This window comes from Citricoccus muralis (genome assembly GCF_029637705.1).
In the GTDB taxonomy this organism is placed as follows: Bacteria; Actinomycetota; Actinomycetes; order Actinomycetales; family Micrococcaceae; genus CmP2.
In genome coordinates this window covers 1,073,715-1,097,829 of sequence record NZ_CP121252.1, presented here as the reverse complement: position 1 = coordinate 1,097,829, position 24,115 = coordinate 1,073,715, and the positions used below count along the sequence as shown (strand labels likewise).

General features: G+C 64.5%; 21 protein-coding genes and 1 riboswitch. Of the genes, 4 read left to right on the top strand and 17 right to left on the bottom strand.

What is annotated here, in order from left to right; genetic code table 11:
- Positions 1-91 precede the first annotated feature (91 nt).
- From gatB to P8192_RS05010, 8 genes are all read right to left on the bottom strand, one after another.
- A complete protein-coding gene (gene gatB / locus P8192_RS05045) occupies positions 92-1,591 on the bottom strand; it encodes an Asp-tRNA(Asn)/Glu-tRNA(Gln) amidotransferase subunit GatB (RefSeq protein ID WP_278159007.1) in 1,500 nt (499 codons plus the stop codon).
- Complete coding sequence (gene gatA / locus P8192_RS05040) at positions 1,591-3,153, bottom strand: Asp-tRNA(Asn)/Glu-tRNA(Gln) amidotransferase subunit GatA (RefSeq protein ID WP_278159005.1); 1,563 nt, start codon at positions 3,151-3,153, stop codon at positions 1,591-1,593. The genes gatB and gatA overlap by 1 nt, the downstream gene beginning before the upstream one ends.
- A 5-nt stretch (positions 3,154-3,158) precedes the next feature.
- A complete protein-coding gene (gene gatC / locus P8192_RS05035) occupies positions 3,159-3,455 on the bottom strand; it encodes an Asp-tRNA(Asn)/Glu-tRNA(Gln) amidotransferase subunit GatC (RefSeq protein ID WP_270105829.1) in 297 nt (98 codons plus the stop codon).
- A 49-nt stretch (positions 3,456-3,504) separates the two neighbouring features.
- On the bottom strand, positions 3,505-4,077 hold the full coding sequence (locus P8192_RS05030) for a GNAT family N-acetyltransferase (RefSeq protein WP_278159002.1): 573 nt from the start codon (positions 4,075-4,077) through the stop codon (positions 3,505-3,507).
- 9 nt (positions 4,078-4,086) lie between these two features.
- Positions 4,087-4,470 carry a glycine cleavage system protein GcvH gene (gene gcvH / locus P8192_RS05025; protein ID WP_278159000.1) on the bottom strand — a complete coding sequence of 128 codons (384 nt, stop codon included), beginning with the start codon at positions 4,468-4,470 and terminating at the stop codon, positions 4,087-4,089.
- Between the two features lie 30 nt (positions 4,471-4,500).
- The gene (gene gcvT, locus P8192_RS05020; protein WP_278158998.1) at positions 4,501-5,706 is read right to left on the bottom strand and encodes a glycine cleavage system aminomethyltransferase GcvT; all 1,206 of its coding nucleotides are present in this window, start codon (positions 5,704-5,706) and stop codon (positions 4,501-4,503) included.
- Positions 5,707-5,708: 2 nt separating this feature from the next.
- Positions 5,709-8,615 carry an aminomethyl-transferring glycine dehydrogenase gene (gene gcvP, locus P8192_RS05015; protein WP_278158996.1) on the bottom strand — a complete coding sequence of 969 codons (2,907 nt, stop codon included), beginning with the start codon at positions 8,613-8,615 and terminating at the stop codon, positions 5,709-5,711.
- Positions 8,616-8,816: 201 nt separating this feature from the next.
- Positions 8,817-8,915: riboswitch (glycine riboswitch) on the bottom strand.
- A gap of 70 nt (positions 8,916-8,985) precedes the next feature.
- Complete coding sequence (locus P8192_RS05010; RefSeq protein ID WP_278158994.1) at positions 8,986-9,891, bottom strand: inositol monophosphatase family protein; 906 nt, start codon at positions 9,889-9,891, stop codon at positions 8,986-8,988.
- A 188-nt stretch (positions 9,892-10,079) separates the two neighbouring features.
- On the opposite strand from P8192_RS05010, the gene P8192_RS05005 reads away from it, so the two are divergent.
- Positions 10,080-11,366, top strand: a complete 1,287-nt coding sequence (locus P8192_RS05005; protein ID WP_278158992.1) for a hypothetical protein — start codon at positions 10,080-10,082, stop codon at positions 11,364-11,366.
- 114 nt (positions 11,367-11,480) lie between these two features.
- Here P8192_RS05005 and ligA read toward each other — a convergent pair whose 3' ends face one another.
- Positions 11,481-13,811 (bottom strand): NAD-dependent DNA ligase LigA, encoded by a 2,331-nt coding sequence (gene ligA / locus P8192_RS05000; protein WP_278158990.1) that lies wholly within the window; start codon positions 13,809-13,811, stop codon positions 11,481-11,483.
- Positions 13,812-13,925: 114 nt separating this feature from the next.
- Here ligA and P8192_RS04995 point away from each other — a divergent pair, with 114 nt between their 5' ends.
- On the top strand, positions 13,926-15,203 hold the full coding sequence (locus tag P8192_RS04995; RefSeq protein WP_278158988.1) for an amino acid permease: 1,278 nt from the start codon (positions 13,926-13,928) through the stop codon (positions 15,201-15,203).
- Here P8192_RS04995 and P8192_RS04990 read toward each other — a convergent pair.
- Genes P8192_RS04990 through P8192_RS04975 form a run of 4 tightly spaced genes read right to left on the bottom strand, consistent with a single transcriptional unit; the run spans position 15,196 to position 18,693 of the window.
- Entirely contained in the window at positions 15,196-15,951 is a 756-nt protein-coding gene (locus P8192_RS04990; protein WP_278158986.1) for a protein phosphatase 2C domain-containing protein, read from the bottom strand. The genes P8192_RS04995 and P8192_RS04990 overlap by 8 nt on opposite strands.
- Complete coding sequence (locus P8192_RS04985; protein WP_270105839.1) at positions 15,951-17,165, bottom strand: adenylate/guanylate cyclase domain-containing protein; 1,215 nt, start codon at positions 17,163-17,165, stop codon at positions 15,951-15,953. The genes P8192_RS04990 and P8192_RS04985 overlap by 1 nt, the downstream gene beginning before the upstream one ends.
- Entirely contained in the window at positions 17,162-17,755 is a 594-nt protein-coding gene (locus P8192_RS04980; protein ID WP_278158983.1) for a PH domain-containing protein, read from the bottom strand. Before P8192_RS04980 ends, P8192_RS04985 begins: the two co-directional genes overlap by 4 nt.
- Before the next feature lie 2 nt (positions 17,756-17,757).
- Complete coding sequence (locus tag P8192_RS04975; protein ID WP_278158981.1) at positions 17,758-18,693, bottom strand: biotin--[acetyl-CoA-carboxylase] ligase; 936 nt, start codon at positions 18,691-18,693, stop codon at positions 17,758-17,760.
- Between the two features lie 158 nt (positions 18,694-18,851).
- On the opposite strand from P8192_RS04975, the gene P8192_RS04970 reads away from it, so the two are divergent.
- The gene (locus P8192_RS04970) at positions 18,852-20,468 is read left to right on the top strand and encodes an acyl-CoA carboxylase subunit beta (RefSeq protein WP_278158979.1); all 1,617 of its coding nucleotides are present in this window, start codon (positions 18,852-18,854) and stop codon (positions 20,466-20,468) included.
- Positions 20,468-20,701 carry a hypothetical protein gene (locus P8192_RS04965; RefSeq protein WP_278158977.1) on the top strand — a complete coding sequence of 78 codons (234 nt, stop codon included), beginning with the start codon at positions 20,468-20,470 and terminating at the stop codon, positions 20,699-20,701. Before P8192_RS04970 ends, P8192_RS04965 begins: the two co-directional genes overlap by 1 nt.
- A 3-nt stretch (positions 20,702-20,704) precedes the next feature.
- On the opposite strand, the gene P8192_RS04960 is transcribed toward P8192_RS04965, so the two are convergent.
- The 4 genes from P8192_RS04960 to P8192_RS04945 all read right to left on the bottom strand — a co-directional run bounded on the left by P8192_RS04960 (position 20,705) and on the right by P8192_RS04945 (position 24,086).
- A complete protein-coding gene (locus tag P8192_RS04960) occupies positions 20,705-21,589 on the bottom strand; it encodes an amino acid ABC transporter permease (protein WP_278158975.1) in 885 nt (294 codons plus the stop codon).
- Positions 21,586-22,260 (bottom strand): amino acid ABC transporter permease, encoded by a 675-nt coding sequence (locus P8192_RS04955; protein ID WP_431521145.1) that lies wholly within the window; start codon positions 22,258-22,260, stop codon positions 21,586-21,588. The genes P8192_RS04960 and P8192_RS04955 overlap by 4 nt, the downstream gene beginning before the upstream one ends.
- A 126-nt stretch (positions 22,261-22,386) precedes the next feature.
- A complete protein-coding gene (locus P8192_RS04950) occupies positions 22,387-23,244 on the bottom strand; it encodes a glutamate ABC transporter substrate-binding protein (RefSeq protein ID WP_278158974.1) in 858 nt (285 codons plus the stop codon).
- Positions 23,245-23,297: 53 nt separating this feature from the next.
- Positions 23,298-24,086, bottom strand: coding sequence for an amino acid ABC transporter ATP-binding protein (locus P8192_RS04945; RefSeq protein WP_431521160.1), 789 nt, complete (start codon positions 24,084-24,086; stop codon positions 23,298-23,300).
- Positions 24,087-24,115 lie beyond the last annotated feature (29 nt).

Below are 24,115 nucleotides of genomic sequence, written 5' to 3'. Positions count from 1 at the left end.
TCTCAACGCGGTATGAAATCTGCCCTAACGTACGGCAAAGCCCGGCGGAGCCGATGCTCCGCCGGGCTGTACTCGCGGCAATGAGTGCTGATCAGGAGACGCCGAGCTTCTCCATCACAATTTCGCGCACGCGTCCGGCGTCGGCCTGGCCGCGGGTCGCTTTCATTACGGGGCCGATGAGAGCGCCGATGGCCTGGACCTTGCCGGCCTTGACCTTCTCGACCACGTCCGGGTTATCCGCCATGGCGGCTTCAATCGCCTCGGTGAGGGCGCCGTCGTCGGACACGACCGCCAGGGAACGGGCTTCCACGATCTGCTGAGGAGTGCCCTCGCCGTCGGCCACGTGGCCGAGGACCTGCTTGGCGATTTTGTCGTTGATGGTCTTGGATGAGATCAGCTCTTCGATCTCGACAACATGGCCCGGGGTGACGCCGAGCTCAGCGATCTCCTTCTCGGCCAGGTTCGCCAGACGGGCGATCTCGCCCATCCACCATTTCCTGGCCGCACCGGCGGTGGTGCCGGCGTCAACCGTGGCAGCGATCTCGGTGAGTACGCCGGCATTGACGACATCGCGGAATTCCTCATCGGAGAAACCCCACTCGGCTTTGAGCCGCTTGTTGCGCACCGCCGGCAGCTCCGGCAGGTCGGCGCGGACGCGCTCGACCCACTCGCGGTCGATGTGCAGCGGCACCAGGTCTGGCTCCGGGAAGTAGCGGTAGTCGTCGGCGTCGGTCTTCGGACGACCCGAGGTGGTGGTGCGGGTGTCCTCATGCCAGTGCCGGGTCTCCTGTGTGATGGATTCACCGCTGGCCAGCAGGGCGGCCTGGCGCTGGATCTCGAAGGTCACCGCGTGAGCCACCGCGCGGGTGGAGTTGACGTTTTTCGTCTCGGTGCGGGTACCGAATTTTTCTGCGCCCTTGGGCATCAGTGAGACGTTGGCGTCGCAGCGCACGTTGCCGCGCTCCATGCGGGCATCGGAGATGTCGAGCGCCTTGACGATGTCGCGGATGGCGGTAACGTAGGCGCGCGCCAGTTCGGGCGCGCGTTCACCGGCGCCGACAATCGGCTTAGTGACGATCTCGATCAGCGGGACCCCGGCCCGGTTGTAGTCCACCAGCGAGGAGGCGGCGCCCTGGATACGACCGGTGCCGCCCTGGTGGGTCAGCTTGCCGGCGTCTTCCTCCATGTGGGCGCGCTCAATCTCCACGCGGAAGACCTCGCCGTCTTCCAGTTCCAGGTCGAGATAGCCCTCGAAGGCGATGGGCTCGTCATACTGGGAGGTCTGGAAGTTCTTCGGGGTGTCCGGGTAGAAGTAGTTCTTCCGGGCGAAACGGCAGGACTCAGCGATCTGGCAGTTCAGAGCCAGGCCGAGGCGGATGGCGTACTCCACCGCGGTGCCGTTGACGACCGGAAGCACACCGGGAAGACCCAGGTCGACCTCGGTGACGTTGGTGTTCGGCTCATCACCGAAGGCGTTGGGCGCCGAGGAGAACATCTTGGTGGCGGTGTTCAGCTCGACGTGCACTTCGAAGCCCAGAACCGGGTCGAATTGCGCCATGGCGTCGTCGTAGCTCATGATCTCGGTGGTCATCAGTGCTGGCCTCCTGCGATGGTCAGTGCGGCGGCGGGCACCTCGGGCGCCTGCGTGTGAATCGGGGAACCCAACTGGTCGGTGACCAGTGCTTCCAGGGCGCCGGCCACCCGGTACATGCGGGCGTCTTCAGTGGCGGGTGCCATGAACTGCACACCGACGGGGAGTCCGTCGACCACACCGGAGGGCACCGCGATGCCGGGCACACCGGCCAGGTTGGCGGGGATGGTGGTGACGTCGTTGAGATACAGGGTCACGGGGTCGTCAATCTGCTCGCCGAAACGGAAAGGCAGTCGCGGCGAAGCCGGGGAGACCAGCACATCGACCTGCTCGAAGGCGGCTGCAAAGTCCTGCTGTACCAGGGTGCGGACCTTCTGTGCGGAGCCGTAGTAGGCGTCGTAGTAGCCTGCGGAGAGGGCGTAGGTGCCCAGGATGATCCGCCGCTTGACCTCGTCACCGAAACCGGCGGCGCGGGTGGCGGACATGACCTGCTCGATGGTGCCCCCGCCCTCAGGAACGACGCGCTGGCCGTAGCGCACGCCGTCGAACTTGGCGAGGTTGGAGGAGACTTCCGAGGGCATGATCAGGTAGTAAGCGCCCAAGGCGTAGCGGAAATGCGGGCAGGAGACCTCGACGATCTCGGCACCGGCAGCGCGCAGGGTATCGAGGTTGTCCTTGAAGATCCGCTGCACGGATTCCTGGTAGCCCTCCCCCTGCAGTTCGGCGATGACGCCGACGCGCAGCCCGGTGAGGTCACGGCTCTCAGCAGCCTCCAGCAGCCCGGTGAGGTCCTGTGGCAGCGAGGTGGAATCTTTGGGGTCATGCCCGCCGATGAGCTCCTGGAGCGCGGCCGTATCGGCGACGGTGCGCGCGGCCGGACCGATCTGGTCCAGGGAGGAGGCCATAGCGATCAGCCCGTACCGGGAGACCGCACCGTAGGTGGGCTTCGCGCCCACGGTGCCCGTGTAGGCGCCGGGTTCGCGGATAGAGCCGCCGGTGTCGGAACCCAGAGCCAGCGGGGCCATGTAGGCAGAGACGGCGGCAGCCGAGCCACCACCGGAGCCGCCGGGCACCCGCTCGGGGTCCCAGGGGTTACGGGTGTTGCCGTAGGCGGAGTATTCGGTGGAGCCGCCCATGGCGAACTCATCGAGGTTGGTCTTGCCCAGAATCGGCAGCTTCGCAGCCCGGATCTTCTCCACTACGGTGGCGTCGTAGGGGCTCATCCAGCCCTCGAGCATTTTGGAAGCCGCGGTGGTGGGCTGCCCGGTGGTGACGATGTTGTCCTTCACCGCGATGGGCACACCGGCCAGCGGGTGCAGCGCCTCGGCTTCGGCACCTCCGGCGGTGCGGATCGCATCCACCTCGGCGGCGGTGGCCAGGGCTTCGTCCGCGGAGACGTGAAGAAACGCGTGCACCCCGGTGGGGGCGCCGTCGTCGCCGATCACGCCGTCTACTTCGGCGATGCGGTCGAGGTGAGCCTGAGTGAGCTGCACCGAGGTGATCTCACCGGAGCGCAGCTTCTCGGCCATCTGCAGGGCCGTGAGTCGAATCAGATCTGACATCTCGATCACTCTCCATCCAGGATTGCAGGAACCTTGAACTGGCCGTTTTCGGCGTCGGGCGCCATGGCCAGCGCCTGCTCCTGGGTGAGCAGCCCCCGCGGAACGTCGTCGCGGAATACATTGGTCAGCGGCATCGGGTGCGAGGTGGGCTCGACGTCGTCACCGGCTACCTGCGACACGGCAGCCACCGAGTCGAGGATGACGGCGAGCTCGCCGGAGAGCTGATCCAGCTCGGCCTCGCTCATGTCGATGCGAGCCAGCTGTGCCAAATGCACCACGTTCTCGCGAGTGATCTCAGACATACGACTCCTTCAAGTCAAACGGCAGGGAGAATTCTCATCGGCGTCCAGTCTAGTCGCGCGGCGCGAGCGGATGCACGAACGCGAGGAACGTCTCGTCGCGTTCGCCCGGTTCCAGCCAGCCGCGCTCCCCCAGCGACCAGTCACGGTCGGGCCAGCGTTCAAATCCACAGGCGCGGTAGAGCTGGTGAGCATCGGTCATCGAGGCCATGGTGGTGATGACGATGGCGGAGCAGCCCAGTGCCCGGGCGTGGTTTTCGGCAGTGGCCACCAGAGCGCGGCCAACCCCGCGGCGCTGGAACGCGGGCGCAACACCCAGCATCCGGAATTCAAACTCGCCAGGGTGTGCGACTTCGGCCATGTCCATCTCCCCGGTGAGCAACACGGTGGAACCGGCCACCGCGCCGTCAAGCTCGGCCACGACGAGGCGCCCCGGACCCTGGGCTCGGGCGGGAACGTCCAGGAGTTGGGCGACGTAGTCGTCGTCGGCGGGGATGTGCCCGGCTTCCACATAGGAGGCGTAGGTCAGGGCGGCGATGGCCTCAAAATCGCCTTCGGCGGCGTCCCTTACGGTGACGCCGCCGAAGCGCAGATCCAGTGGCTGGTGACTGGTCTGATGGTTCATTCCGCCAGGTTACTCCACCGTGGCGTCGTTCGCGGAAGCGTACTCCTCTGCGGTGAGCAGCGGGCCCACCTCGGACACCTCCACGGTGAATAGCCAACCGGAGCCGTAAGGTTCCTCGTTGATAGAGGCAGGGTTGTCGACGGCGTCATCGTTGATGGACGCGACGGTGCCGGTGACCGGGGAATACAGATCCGAGACGGACTTGGTGGACTCGATCTCGCCGCAGGTCTCGCCCGCGGTCACGGTGTCACCCACTTCGGGCAGGTCGACGTAGACAATTTCGCCGAGCTGATCGGTGGCCACCGCAGTGACGCCGACCTTCACGGTGCCTTCGGTGGCGTCCACCCACTCATGTTCGGCGGAGTAGTGCAGGGATGAAGGAACAACGGGCATAGTGATTCTCCTCACAAATGATGCTGGTGATTAACGAGTGTAGAAGGGGAGCTGAACCACGCGGAACGGGTGGGCCTTGCCCCGGATGTCCACGGTGAGCTCGGTGTCGGGCTCGACACCGGCGGCCGCCTCGGTGGAGACGTAACCGAGGGCGATCGGGTACCCCAGAGTGGGCGAGGGCAACCCGGAGGTTACCTCGCCGGCGGACTCACCGTTGATCAGGATCGCACTGCCCGGACGGGCCGCGCGCCGCTCCAGGCCTTGGAGTCCGATGAGACGCCACGCGCTGGGTTGCTCGCGTAGCGGCTCGAGCGCCGACCGACCCGGGAAGTCCTCGGTTTTCTTGAAGGACACCACGGGTCCCAGTCCGGCGTCGAAGGGGGTGCGGTCGCGGCTGAGCTCGTTGCCGTACAGCGGCATGCCGGCTTCCAGGCGCAGCGAGTCGCGCGCGGCCAGCCCACACGGGATGAGCTGATCGGCTTCACCGACGGCGAGCAGCGCATCCCACAGCTGAGACGGCACGGCCTCGGCGTCGGCGCCAGCCTCGGTAGCCCGCGGGTGGGCCGGGTCGAGGATGAGTTCGAATCCATCCTCACCGGTGTAGCCGGTGCGGGCCACCAGCACGGGGAAGGTGACGTCGGAGGGTTCGCCGGCCGCATTCACGGAGACGGCGAGGTCCAGCTCGATGGCGGCGTAATAGCGCAGCTCGGCCAGGGCCTGATGGTCCGCCTCGGAGGTGAGCAACCGGGCAACGATCTGCTCGGCGGCCGGGCCCTGCACCGCCAGCAGCGAGGTGCGGGCGGTGGCGTCGTCGAGGGTAACGTCGAAGTTCCCGGAATCCACGAGTACGCGCTGCAGCTCGGCGGTGACAGCCTCAGCGTTGCCGGCATTAGGAACCACCAGGTAGCGGTCCTCGGCCAGGCGGTAGACGATGAGGTCGTCGATGATGCCGCCGTCCTCGTCGAGCATCAGCGAATACTTGGCCTTGCCGACCTTGATGACGGCGAGGTTGCCGGCCAGCACCGAGTTCAGCCCGGTAGCGGCGTCGGGTCCGGTCACCCACACTTCACCCATGTGGGAGAGGTCGAAGAGCCCGGCTGCGGTGCGCACGGCTTCGTGCTCGGCAAGCTCGGAGGCGTAACGCAGCGGCATGTCCCAGCCACCGAAGTCGGTGAAGCGAGCGCCCGCGGCTTCGTGGGCGGCGTGCAGCGCGGTGCGGCGCAGTTCGGTCGTCATGGTCAGTTCTCCTCGTCTTCGGCGGGGACAGTCTCGAAGGCTTCCGGCGGCGGGCAGGCACACACCAGGTTGCGGTCGCCTGCAGCTTGGTTCACGCGTCCGACCGGGGCGAAGTACTTGTCCTGGCGCAGGCTGGCCACCGGGAAGGCGCCCTGCTCGCGGGTGTAAGGGCGGTCCCAGTCGCTGGTGATCACCGCGGCCGCGGTGTGCGGGGCGCGGCGCAGCGGGGACTCTTCCATGGCGTGGGCGCCGTCGATGACCTGCTGGATCTCGTCGCGGATCACGGCCATGGCCTCGATGAAGCGCTCAATCTCGGCCAGGTCCTCAGACTCGGTGGGCTCCACCATCAACGTGCCGGCCACCGGGAACGCCATGGTGGGGGCGTGGAATCCGAAGTCGATGAGGCGCTTGGCGACGTCGTCCACGGTGACGCCGGACTGCGCGGAGAGCTCCCGCAGGTCCAGGATGCACTCATGGGCGACCAGCCCGGCCGCACCGGTGTAGAGGATCGGGAAGTGCTCGGAGAGCCGGCGCGCCAGGTAGTTGGCATTCAGGATGGCGGTGCCGGTGGCCTTGGTCAGGCCTTCCCCACCCATGAGCGCAATGTAGGCCCAGGAGATCGGCAGCACGCCCGCCGAACCAAACACGGTGGCGGTCACGGGGGCACCCAGGCGGGTGGCGGCGTCGTCCTGACCGGTGGCGTCACCGGGCAGGTACGGCAACAGGTGCTCGCCTACGCCGATCGGACCCACGCCCGGGCCACCGCCGCCGTGCGGGATGCAGAAGGTCTTGTGCAGGTTCAGGTGGGACACATCACCACCGAACTCACCGGGCTGGGCCAGCCCGACCAGGGCGTTGAGGTTCGCACCGTCGATGTACACCTGGCCGCCGGCGGCATGGATCTTGTCGCACACCTGGCGCACATCACCCTCGTACACGCCGTGCGTAGAGGGGTAGGTGATCATGATCGCGGCCAACTCCGCACCGTGCTTGTCGATCTTCGCGTCGAGATCCTCAGCGTCGATGGTGCCGTCTTCGGCGGTTTTGACGACGACGACGGACATCCCGGCCAACACAGCCGAGGCAGCATTGGTGCCGTGGGCCGAAGCCGGGATCAGGCAGATGGTGCGCTGGCGGTCGCCGTTGGCGTCGTGGTAGCGGCGGATCGCCAGCAGACCGGCGTATTCGCCCTGGGAGCCGGCGTTGGGCTGCACCGAGATCCCGGCGTAACCGGTGATGGCCACCAGCTTGGCTTCCAGATCGTCGATCAGCTCGCGCCAGCCCTGCGCCTGGGATGCCGGAACGTAGGGGTGGATAGACGCGAACTCGGGCCAGGTGATGGATTCCATCTCCACGGCGGAGTTCAGCTTCATGGTGCACGAGCCCAGCGGGATCATGGTGCGGTCCAGGGCGAGGTCACGGTCCGAGAGGGTGCGCAGGTAGCGCATCATCTGGGTCTCGGAGGTGATGGAGTGGAAGATCGGGTGGGTGAGATAGTCCGAGGTGCGACGCAGCGCCTCCGGAATCGCGGAAGACTCGCCGTCGAACTCCCCTGCCGTCAGCTCCACACCGAAGACGTCGGCCAGCGTGGACAGGTGCGCCTCGGTGGTGGTTTCGTCCGCGGAGATGCCGATGCGGTCGGCGGCGAAGCGGCGCACGTTGATGCCGGCGGCTTCGGCGTCGTCGAAGACCTGCTGCGCGGAGGTCTCATCCTTCAGCTCGACGACGATCGTGTCAAAGAAGCTCTGCGAGGCCAGCGTGTATCCGCCCGTGGTCAGCGTGGCGGCCAGCCGGCTGACCTGCCGGTGGGCGTGCTGTGCGATCCGTTTCAGGCCGGAGGGGCCGTGGTACACGGCGTAGAGTCCAGCGCAGATGGCCAGCAGTGCCTGGGCGGTGCAGATGTTGGAGGTGGCCTTCTCGCGGCGGATGTGCTGCTCGCGTGTCTGCAGAGCCAGGCGATAAGCCGGACGGCCCACGTCATCGGTGGAGACACCCACCAGGCGACCGGGCATGGAGCGCTCCAGGCCCTTGGACACAGCCATGTAGGCGGCGTGCGGGCCACCATAGAACAGCGGCACACCGAAGCGCTGGGTGGAGCCCACCGCAATATCGGCGCCCTGCTCCCCCGGTGCCTGAATCAGGGTCAGGGCCAGCAGGTCGGCGATCACGGTGATCATGCCGCCGAGTTCCTTCACCTGGGCGAAGAGTGCGGTGTGGTCCACCAGGGAGCCGTCATTGGCGGGCTGCTGGACGACGATGCCGCACAGTCCCACCTCGTTGATCTCGGTCAGCAGCTCGTCGCTGAGCCCGACAGACAGATCGACCACGCGGGTCTGGGCTTCCACCGCCCGGGAGCGGGTCTCGATGACGGCGAGGTTCTGTGGGAACGTGTTGGCGTCCACCAGGATCAGCCCATCGGCCTTGCGCTTGTTGGCGCGGCGCATCATCAGCACGGCTTCGGCAGCGGCGGAGGCTTCATCGAGCAGGGAGGCGTTGGCGATGGGCAGGGCGGTCAGGTCCATCACCATGGTCTGGAAGTTCAGCAGGGCTTCGAGGCGCCCCTGGGAGATTTCGGGCTGGTACGGAGTGTACGCCGTGTACCACGCCGGGTTTTCCACCACATTGCGACGGATCACGGCGGGCGTGACGGTGTCGTAGAAGCCCTGCCCGATCATCTGGGTGCGCTGGATGTTGCGGGAGGCCATCCGGCGCAGCTCGCCGAGCACCTCGGTCTCATTCGCAGCAGGCAGGTCCAGGGGTGTGCTCTGGCGGATGGACTTCGGAATGGCGGTGTCGATGAGCGCCTCGAGGCTGTCGTAGCCAAGGGTCTGCAACATCACGGTCGCGTCATCGGGAGTGGGACCGATATGGCGGTCGGTGAACGGGGCCGAAGGCACGGTCTGAGTCATGATCGAAACTCTCCAGGGATCTGTCGGATCGGTTGCAACGGTGCGTACGACGGCGAGGCCACGCCGTCTCAGCGAGTCACTGATCCTCCCCACCCTGTTGAATAACCTGAGAGTTTGACCGGATCGCGTGTTTACGCAGGACCGGCTTGCACCGTCGGTGAGTCGTGTCCGTTTCCGAACGCAACTGCTTTTCAGAGGTGCCTCGTGATGGCGGTACGGAGACCTGAGAGTTTCCCGGGGAGGGGTTGCTCCTTCGGTGCCCGCCCCTGGTGTGGTGCGGAGCTCTCCCACCATCCGTCAGCGGCGCGGTTGTCGAATGTGACGTTCGACAACCCCTTCCAGAGTACCCGAAATCCGGATGCGTGGTCTCTCAGACGTGCGGATGACCGAGTGCGTGCGGCATCTCGGACAACGGACGACCAATGTCCCCGGCGATCATCCAATCGGGAGTCTCGCTCGATTCCGGCCACTGAGGGCGGCGTACGGGCACACCGGCTTCTTCAGCAATGAGTGCCCCGGCCGCCCAGTCATACTCCTGCGTCCCGTACTCGGCATAAGCGTCCAAGGTGCCGTCGGCCACCATGCACAGATCCAGCGCCGCCGAGCCGATCCGGCGCAAGTCTCCGAATTCTGCCAGCAACTCCGAGAGGACCCCGATCTGGAAGCGGCGCCGTTCCGCGTCGTAGCCGAATCCGCTGGCCAGCAGTCGACCGGACCGTCCCAGAATCGGCCCGCTCAAAAGCTGCGGCTTTGCCGGGTGGCTGGCAATGCCCACCATCTCGTCGGCTCCGGGGACCTCGGCCACACTGTAGGCTCCGTTTCCGCGGGAGGCGTACCAGATCCGTCCCAGGGCTGGTGCGACGACGGCGCCGGCCAGCCAGTCCCCGTCCGGTCCAGCAACGGCCACGGACGTGCAATAGTGCGGGACTCCCCGAATGAAGTTCGTGGTCCCGTCCAGGGGGTCGATCGACCATCGATAACCGGTCGGATTCTCCGGACGCGTCGAGCCGTATTCCTCGCCGTAGATTTCGTCGTTCGGCCGGTATCCGGTAATAACCCTACGCACGCTCTCTTCGGCCTGGCGGTCAAAATCCGTCACCCAGTCCGAGCCCGACGACTTGGTCTCCGCGCCCAGGTCAGATTTCTGCAGGGGCAGCACCGTACGCGGTCGGGACGCAAGCACGTCGGCCCCTGCGCGCGCCGCGGCCCGCGCCACCGTCAGCAGCGTGGACAGTGCCGGTGTGTTGGCAGTTGGGGCGTCGGAAGACGAAGTCATGGCTGAGTTCCTCCAGAACAGGGCGAAAACGGGCAGGATGTGCAATGTAGCCATCCACTTCGTGGCTCAGTCTACTGATCTCAAGGCATCCAGTTCGGAGTGACCGTTGAGCGCAGATAGCTGGTGTACCAGCGAATGCCTAGACTGAAGGTATTCTGACGTCATCAAACGCTCTGGGGAGGCTTAGCATGGACGGCGAGATGGAGTTCATAAGCGACGGCGACGGTGTCGCCGTTTTCGGAGATGCTCACGAGATTGACCTGTTCCTCAAAGCGGCTGGCGTGGAGTCGAAGGAAATCAAACTTCCCCCGTCGTCGAACGCCTACCTGAAGACAGGTTCCGGCGTGGCACAAGCTGGTTCTGAGGCTGCTGCGAATTCTGGCCGGTGGATCAAGCTCACCAAAGATTCCTCACAGAGTCTGAAACTCGGCACTGCGATGAAAGGCTCCTCAGACGGACTCAGTCGAGCCATCGTGACCGGAGACAAGGGCAAGATCACGAATATTCTCGAATACGTGAATCCCAGTTCCGCAGGATCTATCCTCACCAACCCGGCGATTCTTTCTGGGGCCGCAGGAATCATGGCGCAGTGTGCCATGCAACAAACGATGGACGAGATCACCGACTATCTACAGACCATCGACGAGAAGGTTGACGATATTCTGCGGGCTCAGAAGGACGCCCAGATTTCTCAACTGATCGGTGTCGGCTCGACCGTGGACAGTGTCATGACGCAGCGCGAACACACGAATCGTGTGTCGGATGTCATGTGGTCCAAGGTCCAAGGTGCTTCAGAGACGGTTGCATCGGTCCAGGGATATGCGTTGCGCCAACTCGATGCTTTAGCCGAGAAGCTAGAAAAGAAACAACACCGCGTCGGTGAATTAGCGGATGTCGCAAGTACAGCGACCGGTTCCGTTGAAGAATGGCTGGCCATTCTTGCTCGTTGCTTTCAGCTCTACGGTGCCCTAGCCATCTTGGAACTAGACCGAGTCATGGATGCTGAACCGGCAGAGCTTGAAAGCTACCGCAAGGGACTCAAAGCCGCACGGGATCGACGTCGCACACAGATCGCTGGCACCACCGGCAAGTTGCTCGCCCGAATCGACGCGGTTGCGAAGTCAGCGAACGACAAGACCTTATTGCGTCCGTTCAAAGCCGGTGGCGCCGTTCGTTCCAGCAACGAGGTCGCAACTGACATCATCATCTTTAACGAACGCATCGGAATCGATTCATCCCGCGACGACATCGCGGCGAAGCGATGGGTGGCAGCCGTCGCCGAGGCACGTGACAAGACCTTCGAAACAGGTAGCGAGGGCGTTGATGCCGTTCGTCGCTTCGGAGTCAGAACCGTCGGGAGTGCGAAGGCGGCAAAAGGTCGCTTGAATCGAGGCATCTCAGACCGGATCGCACAACGTCTGTCGGACAAAGAAGACGGGAAATCAACCGATCTGGATTTAGAGCCCGGGCAGTAAGCAACGCAGTTGTCGCAGTTCTTGCGACAACTCGCGAGTGCGCTTCAAAGCGTTGCAGTCGTTGAGAAACTGAACTTGTAAGAAATCCTGACAGGTTGCTTCGCTCACAACCGTCTATACCGACCCTTCGTCCACTCCACTAGGACCGTTCTTCAGCAACGCGGTGAAACCGTCTTCGTCGAGCACGGTGAGTCCCAGCGATTCTGCTTTGTCGAGTTTGGAACCGGCGTTCTCGCCAGCGACCACGAAGTCGGTCTTCTTCGACACCGACCCCGAGGCTTTACCGCCGCGGGAGATGATCGCTTCCTTCGCCGAGTCGCGGGTGTAGTTCTGCAGCGACCCCGTGACCACGACGGTCAGTCCCTCGAGCGTCTTTGCGACGGATTCATCCATCTCGTCTTCCATCCGGACCCCGGCCGCGGCCCAGCGCTCAACGGTGGTGCGATTGACCTCGTCACGGAACCATTCGGACACGGCGTCGGCGATCGTCGGTCCCACGCCGTCGACGTCGGACAGTCGCTGGCGGCCGTTCTCCTCATCCAGGGCGGTGGCTTGCAGCTGCGGCAGGGAGCCGAAGGCACCGGCGAGCGCGCGGGCGGCGGTGGGGCCCACGTGGCGAATGGACAGTGCCACCAGCACGCGCCACAGCGGTTGGGACTTGGCCTTCTCCAACTCGTCGAAGAGCTTCACCGTATTGGCGGTGGGCTTTGAAGGGGTCTTAGCGGTGGCCTTGGTGTAGAAGTACGGCACCAGCTCCCATTTTCCGGTGCCCTGGCCTTTGCTGCGCTTCTCCCGCCAGACGCGCACTTCCGCGAGGCGCTGCTTGAGCTCCTCGTCGCCGTCAGCGGCCAGGTCGAAGAGCTGCGCATCGGCGGTGATGACGCCCTCACCAGCGGGCTGGACGTGTCCATGATTCTCGGCCGGGTCCTCCCCCGGGCCGTTAGTGAGCCAGGTAGCGGCTTCCTCCCCCAGCGCCTCGATGTCGAAGGCGCCGCGGGATCCTGCGTGCTCGATGCGCCCGGTGAGCTGCGCCGGGCAGCGGTGGGCGTTGAGGCAGCGAAGGTCGACGTCGCCTTCTTTGGCTGGCGCCAACGGTTCACCACATGACGGACAGTGGGTGGGCATCACGAAGTCGCGCAGCTCGCCGTCGCGTTCATGCTGTTCGCGCAGGGGCAGCACCGGTCCCACGATTTCGGGGATGACGTCTCCGGCTTTGCGCAGCACAACGGTGTCGCCGATCTTGACGTTCTTAGCCCGCACCACGTCCTGGTTGTGCAGAGTGGCCATCGAGACCGTGGACCCGGCCACCAGCACGGGTTCCATCACGGCGTAAGGCGTCACTCGCCCGGTCCGTCCGACGTTGACCTTGATGTCGAGCAGCCGGGTGTGCACTTCTTCCGGCGGGTACTTGTAGGCGACCGCCCAGCGCGGGGTGCGGGAGGTGTGACCGAGCTGGGCCTGGAGGCCGAAATCGTCGACCTTGATGACGATGCCGTCGATCTCGTGGATCAGGTCGTGGCGCTGCTCTCCGCGCTCGGCAATGAAGTCCAAGAGCTTGGCCAGTGGCGCTGAGGATTCCGGCTCGATGTCGGTGTCGCCGGGCACCAACACGCTGTAGGGGCTGGTGGGCAGCCCCCAGGCGGCCAGCTGTTCGTACGCCTCGTGTTGAGAGCCGACACTCAGCCCCTGCTGAGCGCCAATGCCGTGGACGAACATGGTGAGCGGTCGCTGAGCGGTTTGCTCCGGGTCCTTCTGTCGCAGGGAGCCAGCCGCAGCATTGCGCGGATTGGCGAAGGGCGGCAACCCGGCTTCGGCGCGCTGGGCGTTGAAGTCGCGGAAGTCCTGGGTGCGCATGAAAATCTCGCCGCGCACTTCCACCTCGGCGGGGATGTCATCCCCGGTGAGGGTGGTGGGGATGTCTTCGATGGTGAGCACGTTGTGGGTGACGTCTTCACCGGTGACGCCGTCTCCACGGGTGGCGGCGCGCACGAGTTCACCGTCGCGGTAGAGGAGATTGATCGCGAGCCCGTCGATTTTGACTTCGGCCAACCAACTGGGCTTCACGCCAGGGCGGATCTGCTGCAGGGAACCAGCGGCACGATGGAACCAGGTGCGCAGCTCGTCCAGGGAGAAGACGTCCTCCAGCGAGTACATCCGAGCCAAGTGCTCCACGGGGGCGAACGCGGACGACACATCGCCGCCGACTTCTTGGGTGGGCGAATCGTTGGAGACGATCTCCGGGTGCAGCGCCTCGAGGTCTTCAAGACGGCGGAAGAGGTTGTCGAATTCGGCGTCGGAAATCTCCGGGGCGTCATTCTGGTAGTACGCGGTGCGATGGTGGCGGACCTCTTCCATCAGCTGCTCGTAATTTTCGCGCAACTGCTGGTCGGGAATGTCCTGCTCGCGGGGTGTGGAGATCGACTCGTTCGTGTTCTCGGTGCTCACCCGTCCCAGCTTAGCGCGGATGTCTCGACAGTGATCCGCGGCAAAGTCGCGTCATCCTCGTCGATCGTGGTCTACTGAACCACGACCTCGCACCACCACCGCCAGGAGTCCACCATGTCCTCCCCGGACCAACCCGCACAGACTGCGCAGGAGACCGCTACCGCAGCGGCGCGCTGGAACCGTTTCGACAGCGGCTGGACCATCAGCTTGTTTGGCACGGCGGTGGGGGCCGGCATCCTGTTCCTCCCGATGAACGCTGGGCTGGGAGGGTTCTGGCCGCTGTTGGTGGCGACCCTGCTGATCGGTCCGATGACGTATTTCTCCCACCGCGGGCTGTCACGGATGGTGGTGGCCTCGCCGAATCCGGATCAGGACATTACCGGGGTGGTCCGCGATTATTTCGGCGAGAATGCCGGACGTCTGGTCACCGTGTTGTACTTTTTGGCCATCTACCCGATTGTGTTGATCTACGGGGTCGGGATCACCAACACGGTGGACTCGCTGATGGTGAATCAGCTGGGGATGGAGCCGTGGCCACGCTGGCTGTTGGCGGCCGTGCTGGTGCTGGCCATGTCCGTCGTCATGCTGGCCGGGCAGCGGGTGATGCTGGTGGTCACCCAGTGGATCGTCTACCCGCTGATCGTGGTGCTCTTCGCCGTCACCCTGCTGTTGATCCCCTCCTGGAGCTTCGATGGGTTCGGGGCGTTCCCGGCGATCGGAGATTTCTCCATGGCGCTATGGCTGATGCTTCCGGTCCTGATCTTCTCGTTCAACCATTCCCCGGCCATCTCGCAATTCTCGGTGGCACTGCGGTCCCGCTACGGTCACGCCGCCGCTGACAAAGCATCCTCCATTCTGAGGGTGACCGCGGTGATGCTGGTGCTGTTCACCATGGGGTTCGTGTGGTGGTGCGTGCTGGCGCTGGGTCCAGATGGCTTGCAGGCGGCGAAAGACGCCAACATCCCGGTGCTCTCTCATCTGGCCAATGAGATGGGCATCCCGCTGATCGCGTGGTTGGGTCCTGCGGTGGCCATCACTGCTATCGCTTCCTCGTTCTTCGGTCACTGGCTAGGTGCGGCCGAAGGCGCTGCGGGCGTCGTGACCACCATGGTGGATCGCGGCGGCAGGTTCACGGAACGCGGCGTGCGCATCGGGGTGAGCGTGTTCTTGATCGTCACGACCTGGCTGGCCGGGGTGCTGAATCCCAGCATCCTCTCGCTCATCGAATCACTCGCCGGGCCGGTCATTGCAGCGGTGCTGTATCTGATGCCGATGTACGCCATTCACAAGGTGCCCGCGCTGGAGCGTTTCCGCGGTGCGGCGTCGAACGTGTTTGTGGTGGTCGCCGGAATCGTGGCGGTGGGCGGGATCCTGCTCAGCTTCTTCAGCTGAGAATCTCGACGATGATCACGGTGATGTTATCGCGGCCGCCGGCCTCGTTGGCCTGATCCACCAGGTCGTGAGCGATCGCGTCGAGGTCGTCACTGGAGGATATGGCCCAGGCGAGGTCGTCGTCGGAGACTTCGTTGGTCAGCCCATCCGAGCACAGCAGGAACCGATCACCGGGTTCGGGACGTAGCACGGCCACGTCGGCGGCGATGTGGGGGCTGGTGCCCACGGCCCGGGTGATCACGTTGCGATCGGGGTGGGTCCGGGCTTCTTCGGCGGTGATGATGCCGCGGTTGACGAGTTCCTGCACCGCAGAGTGATCCTCGGTGATCTGCACCATCTGATCCGCGGCAGCCTGGTACCAGTAGGCGCGGGAGTCACCGATATTGGCGACGGCGAGCGCGTGCTCTCCGGCGGGGTCGTCGTGCCGGATGCCCGCCAGCATGGTCAGGGTGGTCCCGGCTCGACCTTGTCCGGCTACCAGCACCGAGGTGTTGGCAGATCCGATCATCGAGCGCAGCGCCTCCAGGTCCATGTGCTGGGGTGGGTCGGCCGCGATCATGTCTTGGCGCATTTCGCGCAGCGCCTGCACGCAGCTGCTGGAGGCTACTTCCCCGGCGTCGTGTCCGCCCATGCCGTCGGCCACAGCGAAGAGGTCGTCCATGACGAGCAGGGAGTCTTCGTTGAGCTCGCGACGCAGGCCCACATCGGTGGCAGCACCGGCGCGATACCGATAATTCTGCGAGGTCATCAGTCGACCTGCAACCCTTCACCGGAGCCACGCAGCAGCATGGAGGGACGGATCTCTCCGAATCCGCGCACGCTGCGCGGGGGCTGCGGGATGAGCAGATAGCGCTCGTCTTGGCTCAGGGTGTTTGCGGTCAGCTGGTCTACTAGAACGGTGCCGGGGTCGGCGATGGAGGTCAGCCGTGCGGCAAGGTTCACGGTGGGTCCGTAAATATCGCCGAGCCGGGAGAGTACTCGCCCCCAGACCAGCGACACTCGAGCGGACGGCAGCACTGGGTCTTCGGACATGGACTTGGCCAGGGCCAGGGAGATTTCGGCGCCGGCTTCGGGGGTCTCCGCGTTGAAGAGCACTTCGTCGCCCACGGTCTTCACCAGGCGGCCGCCGCCGACCGAGATGATCTCGGCGCACTTGGACTCGAAACGCTGCACCATCTGGGCCAGGGTGCGCTCGGACATCTGGCGCGACAGGGAGGTGTAGGAGACCATATCGGCGAATCCGACGGCGCGGGCCAGGGGCAGCGGGGCGTCGTCTTCGGTACCGTCGCGCCCGGCTTCGGAGGCATCCAGGCCAGCCTGGACACGCACCGTCAGTCGCTGCAGTGCGGCATTGAGCTGGCGCCGGTAAGAGTAGGTGAGCACTTCCTCCATGGTCTCCATGACCTGGGGAATCAGCTTCACTACCTCCCGGCGGGCCTCCGGGTCGCTGAAACGCTGGGAGCTGATCTTGTCTTCGACCAGCGCCTCGATCTGCCAGACCACCATGCGGTCGGTCATCTGTCCGATGGAGCGGGCCACCGAAATGGCAGTTTCCTCATTGAGGACGTCGCGGCGCACCAGGTCGATCACGCCGGACATGGCGTCAACGTCCTGATCGGTGAACACGCGCTCGTGCTCGCCGACGTTCGGGAAGCCCAGTGCGCGCCAGAGTTTGCGGGCCGAGACCAGGGAGACGCCAAGCCGGTTGGCCAGGTCGCGGCGGGTCAGCAGGCGCGGGCCGCCGATGAGCTCCTCGTCCAGCACTCGGATGGCCTGAGTCCAGGTGGCCGGGTCCTCGGCCTGAGCCAGTTCTTCAGCGACCTTGCGAATGTCGGCGGGCTGAGGATCGACGTCGGGTGAGCTCGCCCCGGGTGGGGTGGTCGGCACCACGGGCAGCGGAGCCGTCGGATGCGGGTCGCGCGGCACGGCTACGTCGTCTGCGTCGTCGTGTGACTCGGTCATCGTCTCACCCCCGGATCAGAGCTGTGGTCGTGGAAATTTTGATACGAAGCGGGGCCGTTCGGCGCGACTCCCGGGTAACCATATCCGTAGCGGGCCCGCACGGAGTAGAGCTCAGCTTCGACCAGCTGGGTGAATCGTTGAATTTCGGGGAGGTTGCGCAGCGTCCACACGTGGCCGGAATAGGACCACAGTTGCAGGTCCCCACGGCGAGCCCACCGTTGGCGCCGGCTCTGGCGCATCTGCACGCGCTCGATCGCTTCCAGGGTCAGCCAGCGACGTTGTACCCTCAGCCATCCGATACGCTGCGACACTCGTAGCGTGGTCAGGTAAGTGACCCGGGTCAGCCAACGCCACAGCGGGCGCACGGCACCGAAGAACAGCAGCAGCCCCAGCACAACATAACCGGTGATCTGCCAGGCACCGCGGTAATCACTCACCCAAAACGGCAGGTCAGGACGGGAGAGGTACCCCTGCCAGATGCCCGCGGCCAAACAGAGCACGATTAACCAGATGGCCGGCTTCAACAGCCCGCGTGCATGCGTCCGGGTGCGCACCCGGACCTGCTCGCCCGGCTGCAGACGATGCGCCATGGTCACTCCCCTGCCCTGTGCCCTTTATTCTGGTCATACATATTGGTCTTGTGCGCGGCGCCCTCCACTCGCTCCGACACTACTGGCGGATGCTGCGGCCGGAGGTGGACCACGTCGGCAGCTGAGACCTCGTAGGTCTCACCCGTCACTATCTTTCCACGAATTCCGGCCCTTTCGTCGATGGTCGCCGAGGATTTCGACGCGTTGTCGAATTCGGGGGCACTCACCTGCTCGACCTCGATCAGCAACGTCCCCGACTCCCCCAAACCGGAAGCGGTCCCCACCAGCGTCACGCCACCGGGCAACTCGGCGCGCACGCGCTGGCCCAGCGTGTGCATCACCGGACGTACCCGTGCCACCGGGTTGGGGCTGCGAGCGAGATGATCGACGGCGTCCAGCACGGTGCCACGTAAGGTTTCAGCCAGGCGCGGCGAGTCCGGCAGCTCGCCCGGTGCCGTCCAGTCGCTGAGCGCCACAGCCAGTTCGCTAGGGCGGTGGCCCGCGCTGAAATCCCGGTTCAGTCCGATCCCCAGCACCACCCCGCTGGCATCAGGGGTGACCTGGGCGAGAATGCCTGCGAGCTTGCGCCCGGTGCCGTCATCGTCGTAAATCATCACGTCATTAGGCCATTTCACGGAGGCGGGCACACCCCAGCCGCGCACCACCTCCACCACGGCGGCGGCAACACTCAAGGTGATCCAGGGCCAGCGCTGCGCCGGCAGCGGTGGGTCTAGGCGGGAGGGACGCAGCAGGGTGGACACGGCCACCGATTGGCCGGGTTGGGCCTCCCAGATCCGCCCGTTGCGCCCTCGGCCTGCGCGCTGATCATCCGTACCGGCGGCCGCGCCATGATCCAGGTCGGTGCTGTGGTCCAGGACGACGTCCTGTGTTGAGGAGACATGGTCGATCCAGGTGAGTCCGGTGCGGGAGGGCATCATTTCTCCAGCCTAGCGAGGCTTGCTCCACGAAGCCTGACTCGACGCGAGCGGACGAAATCTGGAGGTTTCCTACAACTGCGACCCAGCAGACTGGCAGTAGACTGAGTGATCGTTAGTACGAACCGTCTAAATCCGTGCGTGCACGGAATGGAGTTGATGTGAGTAGCGACAGTAGCCGGCAGGATCTCGACGCCACCCCGGACCTGACCACCACAGCGGGCAAGCTGGAGGATCTCTACCGTCGGCGCGAGGCCGCCGAGGTTCCCGCCGGTCAGGCCGCCGTGGACCGGCAGCATGACCGCGGCAAGAACACCGCCCGCGAGCGCATCGCGATGCTCCTCGATGAGGGCTCCTTCGTGGAGTTCGACCAGTTGGCCGTGCACCGTTCCACCGCCTTCGGCATGGACGCCAAGCACCCTCTGGGCGACGGTGTGGTTTCCGGGTACGGCACCATCGACGGCCGCCTCGTCGCCATCTACTCTCAGGACTTCACCGTGTTCGGCGGCTCGCTGTCCAAGGTCAACGGCGAGAAGATCGTCAAAGTCCAGGAGTTCGCCGCCCGCAACGGCTGCCCGGTGATTGGCATCAACGACGGCGGCGGCGCCCGCATCCAGGAGGGCGTGGCCTCGTTGGCGATGTTCGCCGACATTTTCCGCAACAACGTGATGGCCTCCGGAGTCGTCCCTCAGATCTCGATCATCATGGGACCTTGTGCCGGCGGTGCTGCATATTCACCGGCTCTGACCGACTTCGTCATCATGGTGGATCAGACCTCCCACATGTTCATCACCGGGCCAGACGTGATCAAGACCGTCACCGGTGAAGATGTCGACATGGAGACCCTGGGCGGGGCAACCTCCCACAACTCCACCACCGGTACTGCTTCGTACCTGGCAGCCTCCGAAATGGACGCCTTCGAGTACGTGCGCGATCTGCTGGAGTTCCTGCCCTCCAATAACCTCTCTGACCCGCCCGTCGACGACTTTGTCGAAGAGCTCGACATCACGGTCGATGACCTGGAGCTGGACCGCATCGTGCCCGATTCGGCGAACCAGCCCTACGACATGCTCACCATCATCGAGATGATCGTCGACGACGGCCACTTCATGCAGACCCAGGAGCTCTACGCCCCCAATGCGGTGTGCGGGCTGGGCCGGGTCGAGGGCCGCACCGTGGGAGTCGTGGCGAACCAGCCCATGCAGTTTGCCGGCACCTTGGACATCGCGGCCTCAGAGAAGGCCGCGCGCTTCGTCCGGTTCTGCGACGCCTTCAATATCCCGATCCTCACCCTCGTCGATGTGCCGGGGTTCCTGCCCGGCACCGACCAGGAGTTCAACGGGATCATCCGCCGCGGCGCCAAACTCATTTATGCCTACGCCGAGGCCACTGTCCCGAAAATCACCGTCATCACCCGCAAGGCCTATGGCGGCGCCTACATCGTGATGGGCTCGAAGAAGCTCGGCGCCGACGTGAACCTGGCCTGGCCCACCGCCCAGATCGGTGTGATGGGTGCCCAGGGTGCCGTGAACATCCTTTACCGGCGCGAGCTCAAAGCAGTCGGTGAGGACGGCGGCGATGTCGAAGCCCGACGCGCCCAGATCGTCGAAGATTACGAAGCAGAGCTGCTCAACCCCTACCAGGCAGCCGAGCTGGGCTACATCGACCAGGTGATCGCCCCTTCGGAAACCCGCACCCAGGTGGTCCGGGCCCTGCGCGCCACCCGAAACAAGCGTGAATCGCGCCCGGCCCGCAAGCACGGAAACATCCCGCTGTGATGTCTGCCCCGTCCACCGAAGCCGAGTCCACCGGGATCCGCATCACCGGGTCCCGACTCACCGAAGAAGAGACCGCCGCACTCCTGTTGGTGGTGCAGTCGCTGCAGTCCGCGGCTCATACTTCGACGGAGGACGACGCCGATCCTTCAGCACAGGCCAGCCGACGCCGCCGGATGTCCACCTGGGCCGGTTCCGAGGTGCGCACCTGGCGCTCCGCTGCCGGGCTGCGCTGAGACTTACGGCGTTGCGGGTTTACCGATCGCCCCTCCGGGCGCCTCCGCGGTGGTATCACCGGCGGTGCGCGAGCTGAGCCGCCGCGACAGCTTCGTGGCCACCCATCCGAGCAGGAAGTTGAGCAGGATGAACAGGATCGCGGCCACCGTGATGGACTGCAAAATATTGCCGTAGCCGGAGCCCAGCTGACGGGCGTAGCGCAGCAGCTCGGAGAAGCCGATCAGGTATCCCAGTGCCGAGTCTTTCAGGATGATGACGAACTGAGAGATCAACGACGGCAACATCGCGATCACCGCTTGCGGCACTTCCACGGTGCGCAGCGACAGGGTATTGGTCATACCAACCGCCATCGCCGCCTCACGCTGGCCGCGCGGCAGGGACTTCACACCGGAGCGCACGAGCTCGGCAATCACCGAGCCGTTGTACAGCGTCAGGGCGGTAATCACGGAAAAGTACGGAGCATTCCGCGGATCGATGAGTCCCGTGGGGGCAATGATCTGCGAGTAAAACGATAAGAAGAACACCATCAGGATCAACACGGGCACGGCGCGGAAGAATTCCACGATCACCGTGGCGAACCCACGGATCGGTGCATACGGGGCCAGCCGCAGGAAGCCAAAGGCCAGGCCGAAAATCAGCGAGGTCACCACCGCAATAGCCGCGGCCTGCAGCGTGAACTGCAGACCCAGCAGCAAGTAGTTGGTCCAGGCGTTGCCGTTGATGGCGTTGAGCCACAGGTGCGGGCGTAGTTGACCTTGGTCCCACAGGCGCCACAGCACCAGAGCGATCAGCGCGGCGACGACGATGACCGCGACGATGTTCGTGATCAGAATCCGCCGGCGGGCTTTAGGGCCCGGGGCGTCGAAGAGAACGGTCTGCTGGCTCAATTCTGCACCGCCAATCGATTGGACAGCCAGGTGGTGAGCAACCCGATCGGGATCACGATCAGGCAGAACCCGATGGCGATCGTCAGGAAGATGTAGATCATCAGGTTCGGGTTGGATTCGATCATCGCCCGCATCACCGCCGAAATATCGGTGACGGAGGCGGCGACGGCGACCGTGGTGTTCTTGGTCAGCGCGATCAGGGTGTTTCCGATCGGGGTGATGGCCCCACGCAGCGCCTGCGGCAGGATCACCAGGCGAGCCGCGGGAAGGAAACTCAGCCCGATAGACCGGGCTGCTTCAGCTTGTCCGAGCGGGACGGTGTTCACCCCGGAACGGATCGCCTCACAGAAGAAGGGCGCGTGGTAGATCGTCAGGCTGATCGTGGCCAGGATGAAGAAGTTGAGGTTGAAATCGGAGGAGAACTGGATGCTCAGCTGCCCCCAGACCACCAGGATGCCGATCACCATAATGGCGGTCAGCGGGGTGTTGCGCACCACGTTCACGTAGGCGGTGCCGATCCACTGCAGGGAAGGAACCGGGGAGATACGGAACAGGGCCAGGATGACACCGAGGATGAACGCGGCGATTGCTGAGAAGAACGCCAGCCGAATGTTCGTCCAGAAGCCCTCCATGATGGGGTAGGTCTCAAACAGACTGAGGAACCCGTCCACGACGGTTCACCTCCTCTTCACAGGGTCTCGAGGCGCGGGCAAGGATGATGGGTGCGAGCCAGCACCCGCGGCGGCGACGATTCTTGCCGCCGCCACGGGTCACTGCAGCTCACTAGCTGAAGGCGATCAGGAGCAGGACTGCAGCTCGATGTCCGTGTTCAGCTCTTCGTTGGCTTCGTATTCAACACCCTCGGTATTCGCCGCCAGCAGGTCATTGATCGTGCCGTTGTCGAACAGGGTCTGGATCGCGGCGTTGACCTCCTCGCACACCTCCGTTGACTCCGGGGGCAGACCCACACCGTAGAGCTCTTCGGTGAAGGGGTTGCCGACCACCTTGAACTCACCGGCGTACTCATCGGTGGCGGCCAGGCCGGCCAGGATGATGTCGTCGGTGGTCACAGCGTCGACCTGACCGGACTGCAGGTAGGTGAGACACTCGGCGTAGCCGTTCTGCTCCACCAGGTTCACGTCATCGGCGTAGCGTTCCTGTACGTTCTGTGCCGGGGTCGAGCCGGTCACTGAGCAGAGATTACGACCGTTGAGGTCATCCGGGCCGTTGATTTCGGTGTCGTCGGCGCGGACCAGGATGTCCTGACCGGCCACGAAGTACGGTCCGGCGAAATCGACGCGCTCGGCACGCTCGTCGGTGATCGAGTAGGTCGCGAAGATCATGTCGACCTGGCCGTTTTCCAGCAGGTTCTCACGCTGCGGGGTCTCGGCTTCGGCCCATTCGATGTCAGATTCTTCGTAGCCCATCTCGGACAGCACGGCTTTGGCGACGTCGACGTCGAAGCCGGTGGGATCGTTGTTTCCTTCGCGGAAGCCCAGACCGGGCTGGTCGTACTTGATGCCGACAGTGATCGAGCCGGCGCCGCCGTTCTCGCCGCCTTCATCGGAATCTTCGGTCTGAGCGGGAGAACAGCCCACGAGGGCGAGTGCGGCCACGGCTGCCATGGCGAGGGTGGTCTTCAAGGGAGTGCGCATCGTATGCCTTTCGATTGCGTGGGTGATGAATGAGCGGTTGCTCGGTGTGTGAGTCAGTGAGCCAGAATCTTGCCGAGGAAGTCCTTGGCGCGATCGGTCTTCGGGTTCGTGAAGAAATCTTCCGGAGTGGTGTCTTCGAGGATTTTGCCGTCGGCCATGAAGATCAGTCGGTCGCCGGCTTTGCGCGCGAAGCCCATCTCGTGGGTGACGACGACCATGGTCATCCCGCCCTTAGCCAGGTCGACCATCACGTCAAGCACTTCTTGGACCATTTCCGGGTCCAGTGCGGAGGTCGGCTCGTCGAAGAGCAACACTTTGGGCTTCATGGCCAAGGCGCGGGCGATCGCGACGCGCTGCTGCTGACCACCGGAGAGCTGGGCTGGCATTTTCTTGGCCTGGTGGCCCACTCCGACGCGGTCGAGTAGCTCCATAGCTTCTATTTCGGCCTGCTTCTTCTTCACACCGCGGACTTTGATGGGTCCGAGGGTGACGTTCTCCAGGATCGACTTGTGCGAGAACAAGTTGAAGGACTGGAACACCATGCCCACATCGGCGCGCAGTCGGGCGAGTTCTTTGCCTTCTTCGGGTAGGGCCTTACCGTCGACTTCGATGGTGCCGCCGGGATCGATGGTCTCCAGGCGGTTGATGGTGCGGCACAGCGTGGACTTGCCGGAGCCAGAGGGGCCGATGACAATAGCAACCTGGCCTTGCGGAATGTCGAGGTTGATATCTGTCAGCGCAGCGAAGCTGCCGAAGTGCTTATTTACTTCGTGCAGACGCACCAGGGGCGACGCGTTGGGCGGTGTGTTCTGGGTGTGCTCTTGGGCGGAAGAAACACTCATCATGCCCCCAGTCCTTAACAAGGTCGATT